Annotated in this window: 13 protein-coding genes; 7 read left to right on the top strand and 6 right to left on the bottom strand. The window is 68.4% G+C overall.

Translation table 11 applies throughout. The annotated features are described in order from the left end of the window. Window positions 1-62: 62 nt before the first annotated feature. The 5 genes from moaA (at window position 63) to GVL12_RS11150 (ending at window position 5,009) form a co-directional block, all read left to right on the top strand. Window positions 63-1,199, top strand: coding sequence for a GTP 3',8-cyclase MoaA (moaA, locus tag GVL12_RS11170; protein ID WP_159913840.1), 1,137 nt, complete (start codon window positions 63-65; stop codon window positions 1,197-1,199). Continuing rightward, window positions 1,192-1,827 (top strand): molybdenum cofactor guanylyltransferase MobA, encoded by a 636-nt coding sequence (mobA, locus tag GVL12_RS11165; RefSeq protein ID WP_200843679.1) that lies wholly within the window; start codon window positions 1,192-1,194, stop codon window positions 1,825-1,827. Before moaA ends, mobA begins: the two co-directional genes overlap by 8 nt. After that, window positions 1,824-3,116, top strand: coding sequence for a gephyrin-like molybdotransferase Glp (gene glp, locus GVL12_RS11160; protein ID WP_159913838.1), 1,293 nt, complete (start codon window positions 1,824-1,826; stop codon window positions 3,114-3,116). The genes mobA and glp overlap by 4 nt, the downstream gene beginning before the upstream one ends. Window positions 3,117-3,373: 257 nt before the next feature. Next, window positions 3,374-4,636 carry a PAS domain S-box protein gene (locus GVL12_RS11155; protein ID WP_200843678.1) on the top strand — a complete coding sequence of 421 codons (1,263 nt, stop codon included), beginning with the start codon at window positions 3,374-3,376 and terminating at the stop codon, window positions 4,634-4,636. A gap of 49 nt (window positions 4,637-4,685) precedes the next feature. Continuing rightward, window positions 4,686-5,009: a thioredoxin family protein gene (locus GVL12_RS11150; RefSeq protein WP_159913834.1), complete on the top strand. Its 324-nt coding sequence runs from the start codon at window positions 4,686-4,688 to the stop codon at window positions 5,007-5,009. 2 nt (window positions 5,010-5,011) lie between these two features. On the opposite strand, the gene rnhA is transcribed toward GVL12_RS11150, so the two are convergent. Continuing rightward, on the bottom strand, window positions 5,012-5,461 hold the full coding sequence (rnhA, locus tag GVL12_RS11145; RefSeq protein ID WP_159913832.1) for a ribonuclease HI: 450 nt from the start codon (window positions 5,459-5,461) through the stop codon (window positions 5,012-5,014). 11 nt (window positions 5,462-5,472) lie between these two features. Continuing rightward, window positions 5,473-6,252, bottom strand: coding sequence for a class I SAM-dependent methyltransferase (locus tag GVL12_RS11140; protein ID WP_200843677.1), 780 nt, complete (start codon window positions 6,250-6,252; stop codon window positions 5,473-5,475). On the opposite strand from GVL12_RS11140, the gene gloB reads away from it, so the two are divergent. Next, entirely contained in the window at window positions 6,251-7,027 is a 777-nt protein-coding gene (gloB, locus tag GVL12_RS11135; RefSeq protein ID WP_159913830.1) for a hydroxyacylglutathione hydrolase, read from the top strand. The genes GVL12_RS11140 and gloB overlap by 2 nt on opposite strands. Further along, window positions 7,024-8,535 carry a transglycosylase SLT domain-containing protein gene (locus tag GVL12_RS11130; RefSeq protein ID WP_159913828.1) on the top strand — a complete coding sequence of 504 codons (1,512 nt, stop codon included), beginning with the start codon at window positions 7,024-7,026 and terminating at the stop codon, window positions 8,533-8,535. The genes gloB and GVL12_RS11130 overlap by 4 nt, the downstream gene beginning before the upstream one ends. A gap of 31 nt (window positions 8,536-8,566) precedes the next feature. Here GVL12_RS11130 and GVL12_RS11125 read toward each other — a convergent pair whose 3' ends face one another. From GVL12_RS11125 to dnaX, 4 genes are all read right to left on the bottom strand, one after another. Further along, window positions 8,567-8,986, bottom strand: a complete 420-nt coding sequence (locus GVL12_RS11125; protein ID WP_159913826.1) for an MAPEG family protein — start codon at window positions 8,984-8,986, stop codon at window positions 8,567-8,569. A gap of 38 nt (window positions 8,987-9,024) precedes the next feature. Next, window positions 9,025-9,621, bottom strand: coding sequence for a recombination mediator RecR (recR, locus tag GVL12_RS11120; RefSeq protein ID WP_159913824.1), 597 nt, complete (start codon window positions 9,619-9,621; stop codon window positions 9,025-9,027). A 137-nt stretch (window positions 9,622-9,758) separates the two neighbouring features. Further along, window positions 9,759-10,091, bottom strand: a complete 333-nt coding sequence (locus GVL12_RS11115) for a YbaB/EbfC family nucleoid-associated protein (protein WP_159913822.1) — start codon at window positions 10,089-10,091, stop codon at window positions 9,759-9,761. Between the two features lie 21 nt (window positions 10,092-10,112). Beyond that, window positions 10,113-12,095 (bottom strand): DNA polymerase III subunit gamma/tau, encoded by a 1,983-nt coding sequence (gene dnaX / locus GVL12_RS11110; RefSeq protein WP_159913820.1) that lies wholly within the window; start codon window positions 12,093-12,095, stop codon window positions 10,113-10,115. Window positions 12,096-12,206 lie beyond the last annotated feature (111 nt).

Here is a 12,206-nt window from a genome sequence, read left to right as displayed (position 1 = left end):
TGCCCACCGGGGCATGCCGCCCCCCCGGGCCGACCGCCCCCGATTGCGGCAAAATACCCCCCATGGCTGTACGAGTGATTCCCCTGGTAGATCAGCGCACAGCAGCCTTGTCTGCGGCTGTGCCGCGGCTCTCCGTCTCCCCCACCGGTCATTTGCGCGACCAGCTGGGCCGGCCGCTGCGTGATCTGCGCATCAGCGTGACCGACCGCTGCAACTTCCGCTGCCAGTACTGCATGCCCAAGGAAGTGTTCGACAAGCACTACACCTACCTGCCGCACAGCGCACTGCTGAGCTTCGAGGAAATCACGCGCCTGGCGCGCGTGTTCCTGGCCCATGGCGTGCACAAGATCCGTCTCACGGGCGGCGAGCCGCTGCTGCGCAAGAACCTCGAGGCCCTGGTCGCGCAGCTCGCGGCGCTGCGCACCGCCGAAGGCCAGCCGCCCGACGTGACGCTGACCACCAATGCCTCGCTGCTCGCGCGCAAGGCGCGCGCGCTCAGGGACGCGGGATTGAGCCGCCTCACGGTGAGCCTGGACGCGCTCGACGACGCGGTGTTTCGCCGCATGAACGACGTCGACTTCGCCGTCACCGACGTGCTGGGCGGCATCGAGACCGCGCAGGCCGTGGGCTTCGAGCGCATCAAGGTCAACATGGTGGTCCAGCGCGGCACCAACGATGACCAGATTCTTCCCATGGCGCGCTTTTTCCGCGGCACGGGCGTGACCCTGCGCTTCATCGAATACATGGATGTGGGCGCGACCAACGGCTGGTGCATGGACGAAGTCCTGCCTTCGGCCCAGGTGCGCGAACGCCTGCAGTCCGAATTCCCGCTGGTGGCGCTCGCGCCGGCCAGCACCGGCGAAACCGCGGCGCGCTGGGGCTATGCGAACGCCAGTGGCGAATACGACCCCGCGCTGGGCGAAGTCGGCTTCATCAGCAGCGTCACCGAAGCCTTCTGCGGCGACTGCAACCGCGCGCGGCTGTCGACCGAAGGCAAGCTCTATCTGTGCCTGTTCGCGTCCCAGGGCTGGGATCTGCGCAGCCTGCTGCGCGGCGGCGCCAGCGACGCCGAACTCGCCGGCGCGATCGCGCCGCTGTGGCAGCAGCGCAGCGACCAGTATTCGGAACTGCGCGCCAGCCTGCCGGCGGGCAGCGCCAGCCCCGGCCGGCGCATAGAAATGAGCTACATCGGTGGCTGAAGCCGTGCGCGCCCACGACATCACCGGCCTGGTGCTGGCTGGCGGCCGCGGCGCGCGCATGGGCGGCGTGGACAAGGGCCTGCAGCCGTTTCGCGGCCTGCCGCTGGCCCGGCATGCGCTGCAGCGGCTCGCACCCCAGGTCGGCAGTTGCCTGGTCAACGCCAACCGCCATCTGGAGCGCTATGCCGACTTCGGCGTGCCGGTCTGGCCCGACAGCCTCAGCGACTACGCGGGCCCGCTCGCCGGTTTCCTCTGCGGCCTGTCCCACTGCCCCACGCCCTGGCTGCTGACCGTGCCCTGCGACACGCCGCTGTTTCCGCTCGATCTCGCGCAGCGCCTGGCCAGTGCCGCTGCCGCGCGCAACGCCGAAATCGTTTTTGCAGCGGGCCGTGAAACCGACGCCCAAGGCCATGCGCGCTGGCGCGACCAGCCCGTCTTCTGCCTGCTGCAGGCCGCGCTGCTGCCCAGCCTGCAGCAGTACACCGCCCAGGGGGGGCGCAAGATCGACACCTGGGCGCGCGCGCACCGCTGCATCAGCGTGGCGTTCGACCGGCCCGAAGACGACCCGCGCGCCTTCGCCAACGCCAATACCCTGCAAGAGCTGCACGCCCTGGAAAACGCCCGATGACCACCCTGCCGGAAATTGCCGCCCGCCTGCAAGGCTACGACCCCGAGTCCCTCGACGTGGCCACGGCCCAGCGCTTTCTGAGTGCCCTGGCGGCCGCTCACCTGCCCGCGCCCGAGGGCAGCGAAGTCCTGCCGTTGGGCCAAGCGCTGGACCGGGTGCTGGCCGACGACCTGGTCTCGCCCATCAACGTGCCCGCGCACGACAACTCCGCCATGGACGGCTATGCGTTCGCCGGCGGCGCGCTGCAACCCGGCCGCGGCCTGCGGCTGCGCGTCGCGGGCCGCGCGCATGCGGGCGCCACCTGGCAGGGGGCGCTTGCGTCCGGCGAATGCCTGCGCATCATGACCGGCGCCGTCATGCCGCCGGACCTGGACACCGTCGTGCCGCAGGAGCTCGTCACGCTGGACGGGGACGAGCACATCGCAATCGCGCCCGATCTGCTGCGTGCGGGCGCCAACCGCCGCCTTTGCGGCGAAGACCTGCAGCAGGGCGCGGTGGCGCTGGCGCGCGGCGAACGCCTCGCTCCCGCGGCACTGGGCCTGCTCGCCAGCCTGGGCCTGGCCGAAGTACGCGTGTTTCGCCGGCTGCGGGTCGCGTATTTCTCCACCGGCGATGAAATCCTCAGCCCCGGCGAAGCGCCGCGCACCGCCGCGGTCTACGACAGCAACCGCTACACCATCTGCGCGCTGCTGCGCCGGCTGGGCGTCGACGTCATCGAAGGCGCCCCCGTGGGCGACGACCCGGCGCTGCTCGAGGCGGCGCTGCGGCGCGCGGCCAGCGAAGCCGATGCGGTGATCACCAGCGGCGGCGTGAGTACCGGCGACGCCGACCACCTGCGCCCCCTGCTGCAGCGCCTGGGCGAAGTGGCTTTCTGGCGCATTGCGATGCGGCCCGGCCGGCCGCTGGCCGTGGGCCGGCTGGACGCCGGGGCCAGGCCCGCCATCCTGTTCGGCCTGCCGGGCAATCCGGTCGCAGCCATGGTGGCCTTCATCGCGCTGGTGCGCCCCGCGCTGGCGCAGATGATGGGCTGGCGCGCACGACCGCAGCCGCTGCTGCAGGCGCACAGCTGCGAAACCCTGCGCAAGCGCCCGGGCCGCACCGAGTATCAGCGCGGCATCGTCAGCACGGGCCCGGACGGCCGGTTGCAGGTGCGCACCACGGGCAACCAGGGCTCGGGCGTGCTCAGCTCCATGCTCCAGGCCAATGGACTGATCGTGCTGCACCATGACCAGGGCACGGTGCAGGCCGGCGAAGCCGTCGAAGTGCTGATGTTCGACGCAGCGATCTGACCATACAGATCAGCGCCGAACCGGCATAATCTGGCAAGGGGAGCTCTGCATCAAGCGAGCGGTAAGTGTGCGCGGCGGATCAGGATGGGCTGGGCTGCTGCCTGAGCCCGCAGATGCACACGGCGCGATGATTGGAGCAGAACTTCCCTGGGCGCTGCCCTGCCACCTCGGGTGGCGCAGCATTTTTGCCACCCCTTTCAGGGCACGACAACATCTGCATGCGTTCCCGCTCGCCCTCCTCGCCACCGGCTGCCAGCGTGCCTGACGCCCTGCCGGCCCTGCTGCTGCAGGCCATACACCAGGCATTCAATGCCGTGCTGATCACCGATGCGGTCGAGAACGGGCACCGCATCGTCTATGTCAATCCGGCGCTGTGCGAGATGACCGGCTACGCGGCGCACGAACTGCTGGGGCGCAATCCGCGCATGCTCCAGGGCCCGCAGACCTGCGCGAAAGTCATCGCCGAGCTGCGCAGCTGCGTCGCCGAAGGGCGCTTCTTCAAGGGCTCGACGTTCAACTACCGCAAGGACGGCTCGCCCTACCTGCTCGAATGGAACATCTCGCCGGTGCGCGACGGCAACGGACGCATCACCCACTTCGTTTCGGTGCAGCACGACTTGAGCGCCATCGCGCAGGCCCAGGCCTCGTCGGACATCTTCGCGCGCACGCTGGACGCCACCGAGGACGGCGTGCTGATCTGCAACCACCTGGGAATCATCGAATTCGCCAACCGGGGCTACGAGAAAATCACCGGCTTGCGCGCGCGCGAGCTGGTCGGCCGCAAGCCGTCGGTAGCCCAGTCCGGCCGGCATGACCAGGCGTTCTATGCCGCGCTCTGGAGCCGGCTCACGGACGGCCAGCCCGTTCGCGAGATCTTCGTCAACCGCCGCACGGATGGCACGGAAGTGCATTGCGAGGAAAGCATCACGCCGCTGCGCAACCGCCAGGGTGAAGTCACGCACTATGTGAGCATGGTCCGCGACATCACCGCCCGGGTCCTGTCGGAGCGCGCCTTTCGCGAGCAGATGCAGCACGACAGCCTGACCGGCGCGCTCACGCGCACCTCGGGCAGCCTGCACCTCGAAAACGCCGTCGCCCAGTCGCGCGCGCTCGGCGCAACGCTGGCGCTGGCGCTGGTGGACATCGACTACTTCAAGCAGGTCAACGACCGTTTCGGCCACCCCACGGGCGACAAGGTGCTGGCCACGGTGGCCGGGGCCCTGGCTGGATGCCTGCGCGCCAGCGACAAGATCATCCGCTGGGGTGGCGAGGAGTTCCTGCTGATCATGGCCGGCTGCGACGAGGCCAGCGCCGTCTCTACGCTCGATCGCTGCCGGCATGCGGTGCACCAGGCCTGCGCCGACATGCTGCCCATGCCTATCACCATTTCCGCCGGCGTGGGCCAGATCGAGCCCGGCCAGGAGTTGGCGGACTGCATTGAACGCATAGACCAGTTGCTGTACCGTGCCAAGCAAGAGGGCCGCAACCAGGTCCGCGCGGTCCACGCCAGCGATGGCTGAAGCCGCCGGGCGCCGGCCCGCGCCTTCTCCCATTTCACAGGAAAACTGCATGTCCTACCAGACCCAGCCCCTCGCCCCTTCCACACAAGACGTTCAGGCCCTGCGGGGCAATGCGGTGCTGGAGTTCGGTACCGGCTGGTGCGGCTGGTGCCAGGGCGCGCAGCCGCTGATCCGCGAGGCCCTGGACGCGCGCGCCGACGTACGGCACCTGAAGATCGAGGACGGCCCGGGCCGGCCGCTGGGCCGCAGCTTTCGCGTCAAGCTCTGGCCGACGCTGGTGTTCCTGCGCGACGGCCAGGAAGTGGGGCGCAGCGTGCGCCCCCAGGACAGCGCAAGCCTGGCGGCGGAACTCGCAAAACTACCGCGCGACTGAGATCAGCCACGGCCCAGGGCCTTTTCGACACCCTTGTTGGCCAGCATGTCGGCGCGCTCATTGCCCGGATCGCCCGCATGGCCCTTGACCCAGCGCCAGTCGATGCGGTGGCCGCCATTGCTCACCAGCTCGTCGAGCCGCTGCCACAGCTCGACATTCTTCACGGGCTCCTTCGAGGCCGTGCGCCAGCCCTTGGCCTTCCAGCCATGGATCCATTCGGTGATGCCCTTGAGCACATACTGGCTGTCGATGAACAGCGTCACGTCGCAGGGCCGCTTGAGCGCGGCCAGGGCCTCGATCACGGCCTGCATTTCCATGCGGTTGTTGGTCGTGCCCAACGCGCCGCCAAACAATTCCTTTTCCATGGTCCCAGCACGCATCAGCACGCCCCAGCCCCCGGGTCCGGGGTTGCCCTTGCAGGCGCCATCGGTATAGATCACAACTTGATTCAACGTTTTTCCCTCTAGATTTTTCTATGGCTGCGGTGGACCAGCGGCGCCGCGGCCGCCGCAAGCTTTTGCCGCTGGCGCCAGGCCGGCTCCAGCAGGCGCATGCCCGGCACGCGCTTGATGGCCACCACGCAGTAAACGCCCCCGAGTATGGGCCACGCACGGTCGCCCAAAGCGTCCATCCAGCCCCAGCGCTGATGCCATTGCGCGGATTGCACCGCCGGCCGGTGGCAGCCGAACTCCACGGCCTGCACATCCAGCGCCAGCAAGCGCAGCCAGTCGCGCAGCCGCCAGTAGCCGATGGCGCTGCGCGCATCGGGCAGGCGCGCGCTGCGCGGCGCGAGCGCCGACTGCATTCCCCACCAGCTTGCAGGGTTGATGCCGCAGATCACGACCCGCCCTTCGGGCACGAGCACGCGCGCGACTTCGCGCAGCGCGCCATGCGGGTCGGGCGTGCGTTCGAGAGTGTGCGGCAGCACCAGCAGGTCGAGGCTGGCTTCGGCGAACGGCAGCGCCGACGGTTCGAGCACGGCGCGTGCGGGCCAGTCGCCTGCGGCCTGAACGGGCGCGGCCGACGCCCATGCCGCAGCTTCGGCGCTCGATTCGAGCGCCAGCCAACGATGGGGCATGCGGTTGGCGCGCAAGCCCTGTAGCATAGGCAGGCCCAGCTGCAGGCTATGGTAGCCAAACACATCCGCCACGGCTTCATCGCAGCGTTGCTGCTCCCAGTCGAGCAGATAGCGCCCGGTGGGGGAATCAAGCCAGTGGTGCATCCCTATAATTTTGTCGCTCATGAACCTGTTGCCGCTGCCCGCTTTTTCTGACAACTATATTTGGATGCTGCACGACGGCCGCCAGGCCCTGGTCATAGACCCGGGCGAAGCGGCTCCCGTGTTCGCGGCCTTGGAGCGCCACGCGCTGCAATTGCAATCCATTCTAATCACGCACCACCATGCGGACCATGTCGGCGGCGTGGCGGCACTGCGCGCCGCCACGGGCGCGCCGGTCTGGGGGCCGGCGCGCGAAACCCTGCCCGAGCCCGTGACGCGCGTGCAGGGCGGCGACCAGGTCGACGCGCTCGGCGGCCCCTGGCTGGTGATCGATGTGCCCGGCCACACCGCCGGCCACGTGGCCTTCTACAGCGCCACGGCGATGCCCCAACCGGTGGTGTTCTGCGGCGACACGCTGTTCTCAGGCGGCTGCGGGCGGCTTTTCGAAGGCACGCCGGCGCAGATGCAGCAGTCCCTCGACGCGCTGTCCGCGTTGCCCGACACCACCCAGGTGTGCTGCGCGCACGAGTACACACTTTCCAACCTTCGCTTTGCGCTGGCGGTGGAACCAAACAACGCGGCGCTGCTCCACCACATGGAGCACTGCCAGGGCCTGCGCGCCCAGGGCCGGCCGACCCTGCCTTCGAGCATGGTGCTGGAACGCAGCATCAACCCCTTTCTTCGTACGCGCGAAACCGCGGTGGCCGCAGCCGCCCACCGCCATGACGCGCGTATCCACCCGCAGCAAGCCCATGAGGTGCTTGCGGCATTGCGTGCATGGAAAAACGATTTCCGATGAAGCTTCTCTACCCCGTATTGCTCAGCAGCGTGCTCTGGCTCGCTGGCTGCGCCACCGTCACGCCCGACGCATCCTCCCCCACGCCCCAGACCGCCTCCAGCCACACGCCCGACTACCCGAATGGCGCGCTGAGCCCGATCAAGCGCACCCAGGTCACGGCGCCCGGCGTGGCCTCGCTGTCGGCACCGGCCGATCTGTGGGAGCGCATCCGGCGCGGCTTTGCCATGCCCGACCTCGACCATGAACTGGTGCAGGACCGCGAGCAGTGGTATGCGAGCCGGCCCGACTACATCCTGCGCATGACCGAGCGCTCGAGCAAATACCTGTTCCACATCGTCGAAGAGCTCGAGCGCCGCGACATGCCGACGGAGCTCGCGCTGCTGCCCTATATCGAGAGCGCGTTCAATCCGCAGGCCGTGTCCAGCGCCAAGGCCGCCGGCATGTGGCAGTTCATGCCCGCCACCGGCACCTATTTCGACCTCAAGCAGAATGTCTTTCGCGACGACCGCCGCGACGTGCTGGCCTCGACGCGCGCCGCGCTCGACTACCTGCAAAAGCTCCACGGCATGTTCGGCGACTGGCACCTGGCGCTGGCCGCCTACAACTGGGGCGAAGGCAGCGTAGGACGCGCGATCGCGCGCAACCGCAAGGCCGGCCTGGGCATCACCTATGCCGAACTCAACATGCCCGCGGAAACGCGGCTGTATGTGCCCAAGCTGCAGGCCGTGAAGAACATCGTCAGCACGCCCGAGGCCTTCAGCGCCGAGCTGCCACTGATAGAGAACCACCCCTACTTCCAGGCTGTCGACATCAAGCGCGACATCGACGTGGAACTCGCAGCCAAGCTCGCCGACGTGACGGTGGCCGATTTCCGCGCCCTCAATCCTTCGCTGAGCCGGCCCGTGATCTTCGCCGCCGGCATTCCGCAGATCCTGCTGCCCTGGGACAACGCCAAGGTGTTCGAGCGCAACCTCGACGCCTACGACAAGGGCCAGTATTCGAGCTGGACCGTCTGGACCGTGCCTTCGACGCTCACCGTGGCCGACGCCGCCCAGCGCGTGGGCATGAGCGAGGACGGCTTGCGCGCGATCAACAACATCCCGCCCCGCATGGTGATCAAGGCCGGTTCGGCGCTGATGGTGCCGCGCACCGCGAGCACGCTGACCGATGTATCCAGCCAGGTGGCCGACAATGGCCACATGGCGTTCGCGCCGGAAGTCGTGACCCGCCGCACCACCGTCAAGGCGCAAAAGCGCGATACCGTGGCCAGCCTCGCGCGCCGCCACCGGGTCAGCGCGGCCAGCGTCGCCGACTGGAATGGCCTCAAGGTCGGCTCGGCCCTGCAGGCCGGGCAGTCGATCGTCATGTTCCTGCCGCTGCGCGCAGCCTCGGTCACGGCTTCGCGCCCGCGTGCGGGCGCCAAGGTCGCGGTCTCGGCGCGTTCGAACAAGGCCCCGGCGCAGACCAGCAAGAAGGGCGGCACGCCGTCCAAGGTCAAGAAGCGCTGAGCCGCGCGGCAGCCCGCCCGGGGCTGCGAACTCAGCGATAGCCGATGAACAGGATCGCCACGTTGACGAACATGGCCACGGCCCAGACCAGGCTGCGCGCCGTCGCCATGTCGGCGACATACATCAGGATGTAGAAGCCGCGCAGCAGCACGAACAGCAGCGCCAGCAGGTCCAGCCAGGTCTGCTGCGCGCCCAGCTGGTGGGCAATGATCACCGCGCCGATGAAGAACGGCAGGGCTTCGAAACTATTCGCCTGGGCCGCATTGGCGCGCGCCTGGAAACCCGTCTGCCGCTGCAGCCAGGCACGCGGATCATGGTTGTCGAAACCGCCCTGCTCCCTTGGCTTGCCAAAGCCGCGGCCCTTGGCGAGGTAGGCGCAGACCATGGGCAGCAGCGCGGCAATCAGCACGCACCAGTAGGCAACGGTGAAATGGGGGGACAAGGCATTCATGGCATAGCTCCTTTGCTGCAGTCTTTCGAAGCCCGTTTTCAGCGGCGATCCACCAAGGCATGGGCAATCGTGCCCAGATCCACATACTCGAGTTCGCTGCCCACAGGAACCCCGCGCGCCAGCCGCGTCACATGCACGCCGCGGCTCTTGCAGGCCTCGCTGATCGCATGCGCGGTGGCCTCGCCTTCGGCGGTGAAGCTGGTCGCGAGAATCACTTCCTGCACGCCGCCTTCGGCCGTGCGCGCGAGCAGCTCGGTCAGGCCTATATCACGCGGGCCAATGCCGTCGAGCGGCGACAGCCGGCCCATGAGCACATAGTAGCGGCCCTGGTAGGCGCCCGTGCGCTCCATCGCGGCCAGGTCGGCGGGCGTTTCGACCACGCAAAGACGTGCCGCATCCCGGCCCTCATCCTGGCAGATCGCGCACAGGCGGCCCACGGTGAACGTATGGCACTGTGCGCAATGCTGGACCTCCTGCAGCGCGGTGTCCAGCGCGCGCGCGATCTGCACCGCGCCTTCGCGGTCGCGCTGCAACAGCTGGTAGGCCATGCGCTGGGCCGACTTGACGCCCACCCCCGGCAGGCGACGCAGGGCCTGGATCAAATCATCGAGGGGATGTACATCGGGGACGGTCATGGATTCTCATTCTCGGGCAAGCCGCAAGGCGAAAAAAAGACCTGCGAACGCAAATGCGATCCAGGAACTCCGGGATCGCAGGCGCTCTGCAGGTCGATGCATGGGCCGGCAGCCACTGCGCCCGGCCACAAGCGATGTCAGAAAGGGAACTTCATTCCACCGGGCAGGCCGGGCATGCCCGCAGTCAGCTTGCCCATTTTTTCCTGCGAAGTCTCTTCGGCCTTGCGCACGGCGGCGTTGAACGCGGCGGCCACCAGGTCCTCGAGCATGTCCTTGTCCTCGGCCAGTAGGCTGGGGTCGATGGTCACGCGCTTGACGTCGTGCTTGCAGGTCATCAGCACCTTGACCAGGCCGGCGCCGGACTCGCCTTCGACTTCGACATGGCCCAACTCATCCTGGGCCTTCTTGAGGTTGTCCTGCATGGCCTGGGCCTGCTTCATGAGGCCGGCGAGTTGTCCTTTGTTGAACATAGGTTGTTTCCTTTTCAGTGTTTAAGCAGGTTTGATACTACCCGGCACAATGCGCGCGCCATGCTCGCGCATCAATGTTTGCACCAGGGGGTCATTCATCACAATGTCCTCGGCCACGCGCTGGCGCTGCTGCGCCGCAGCGGCGTTGCGCCGGGCAGGCGTGTCCGTGACCGGGCCGATCTCGACGCTCAGTTGCTGCGCCAGGCCGGCTTCGGCCAGCGCCGCGCGCAGCCGCTCGCGCGCCGTCGCCTGGTTCAGCGACTGGCGCTGCACGCACAGCGTCCAATGGTCGCCCTCGCAGCCCACGAGCTGCGACTGCAGCGCGAGCTCGCGCACCAGCGCCGTGATGGCCTCGCTGGCAATCAACTGCTGCACGGCCGCAAACCAGCGCTCGCCTTCGGGCGTGGCCACCACGGGCTCGCCTGAAGGCTCGGAAGGTGTCCAGGCGGGACGGGCTGCAACCATGGGTTCGGGCGCGGGCATGCTTTCGACCGCCGCCTGCGGCACAGGCGCGCGCGGCGCGGGCGCATCGGAAGGCAGGGATTCCCAGGGCGGCACTTCAAGCGGCGCAAATTCGACGCTGTCCATGCCGATGGGGTCGCTGTCGAATGCCACGGCTTCGGGCATGGGCTGGCGCTGTGCCGCAGCGGGCGCTATGCGCTGGCGCGGGACAGCAGGGGCGGCCACAGGGGCCGGCGCTGGCACAGGAGCAGGCGCAGGGGCAGGCGCAGGCGCAGGCGCTGGCACAGGGGCAGGCGCAGGGACCGGCACGGGCGCGGCCGCGCGCACTGGCGTGGGCGCTGGAACCGGCGCCGGCGCAGGTGCAGCCCGCATCGGCGCCACAGGCGTTGGCGCAACAGCGGCCGGGGCCGCTTCAGCTATCGCTGGAGTTTTTTTTTCAGCCGGGGCCTTGAAGGCCAGCAGCCGCAGCAGCGCCATGGTCAGCGCCGCGTACTCGTCGGGCGCAAGCCCGAGTTCCGCACGCCCATGCAGGCAGATGCTGTAGAGCAGTTGGGTTTCGTCGGCCGGCATGGCACCCGCCAGACGCGCGATCTCGCTGGCTTCGGGGTCGCTCTCGTCGTGCGCCATCTGCGGCACGGCCTGGACCACGGCCATGCGCTGCAGCACCGCGGCCATTTCCTCGAGCGTGGACGCGGCCGACAGGCCGTTGAGGCGCAGCGCATCCGCGGTCTCGACCACGCTGCGGCCATCGCCCTGGGCCAGTGCGGCAATCAGGCGGAACACATAGGAGCGATCGACGCTGCCCAGCATCTGGCGCACGCCGGCTTCGAGCAATTGCCCGCTGCCAAACGCAATCGCCTGGTCGGTCAGCGACAGCGCATCGCGCATAGAGCCGCGCGCGGCACGCGCGAGCAGGCGCAGCGCCTGCGGCTCGGCCGGAACGTTCTCGGCGGCCAGCACCTGGCCCAGATGGTCGAGCACGGTTTCGGGCGCCATGGGCCGCAGGTTGAACTGCAGGCAGCGCGACAGCACCGTCATCGGCACCTTCTGCGGATCGGTCGTGGCCAGCACGAACTTCAGGTACTCGGGCGGCTCCTCGAGCGTCTTGAGCATGGCGTTGAACGCCGTGTTCGTGAGCATGTGCACTTCGTCGATCATGAAGACCTTGAAGCGCCCCTGCACCGGCTTGTAGACCGCCTGCTCGAGCAGGCCCTGGACTTCGTCCACGCCGCGGTTGGACGCCGCGTCGAGCTCGGTGTAATCAGGAAAGCGACCGCTGTCGATTTCGGTACAGGCCGCGCAGACGCCGCAGGGCGTGGCCGTGATGCCGCCCAGGCCATCGGCACCCTGGCAGTTGAGCGACTTGGCCAGAATGCGCGAGACCGTGGTCTTGCCCACGCCGCGCGTGCCCGTGAACAGGTAGGCGTGGTGCAGGCGCTGCTGCGTCAAGGCATTCGACAAGGCCTGCACGACGTGCTCTTGCCCCACCATTTCTGAGAAATTGCGGGGGCGGTATTTGCGGGCAAGCACGAGGTAGGACATGGCTGCGATTCTACGGGGCCAACCGGGGCCGGCGCCTGAACCCGGTATTTTTACCCGTGCAACGCAGGCAAAGTGCACCAACGCGCGCTTTGGAAGATCGCGGCCCATCCA

Origin of the sequence: Pantoea sp. 18069 (assembly GCF_902706035.1) — a bacterium.
Taxonomy (GTDB): Bacteria; Pseudomonadota; Gammaproteobacteria; order Burkholderiales; family Burkholderiaceae_C; genus Comamonas.
Note: the sequence above shows the minus strand (reverse complement) of the source record. Positions and strands in the feature narration are given on the sequence as shown.

Coding starts and splice junctions, on each gene's coding strand:
- gloB (WP_159913830.1), top strand. CDS start 6,251: ATGAACCTGTTGCCGCTGCCCGCTTTTTCTGACAACTATATTTGGATG.
- dnaX (WP_159913820.1), bottom strand. CDS start 12,095: ATGTCCTACCTCGTGCTTGCCCGCAAATACCGCCCCCGCAATTTCTCA.
- GVL12_RS11130 (WP_159913828.1), top strand. CDS start 7,024: ATGAAGCTTCTCTACCCCGTATTGCTCAGCAGCGTGCTCTGGCTCGCT.
- GVL12_RS11125 (WP_159913826.1), bottom strand. CDS start 8,986: ATGAATGCCTTGTCCCCCCATTTCACCGTTGCCTACTGGTGCGTGCTG.
- GVL12_RS11115 (WP_159913822.1), bottom strand. CDS start 10,091: ATGTTCAACAAAGGACAACTCGCCGGCCTCATGAAGCAGGCCCAGGCC.
- recR (WP_159913824.1), bottom strand. CDS start 9,621: ATGACCGTCCCCGATGTACATCCCCTCGATGATTTGATCCAGGCCCTG.
- GVL12_RS11150 (WP_159913834.1), top strand. CDS start 4,686: ATGTCCTACCAGACCCAGCCCCTCGCCCCTTCCACACAAGACGTTCAG.
- moaA (WP_159913840.1), top strand. CDS start 63: ATGGCTGTACGAGTGATTCCCCTGGTAGATCAGCGCACAGCAGCCTTG.
- glp (WP_159913838.1), top strand. CDS start 1,824: ATGACCACCCTGCCGGAAATTGCCGCCCGCCTGCAAGGCTACGACCCC.
- GVL12_RS11140 (WP_200843677.1), bottom strand. CDS start 6,252: ATGAGCGACAAAATTATAGGGATGCACCACTGGCTTGATTCCCCCACC.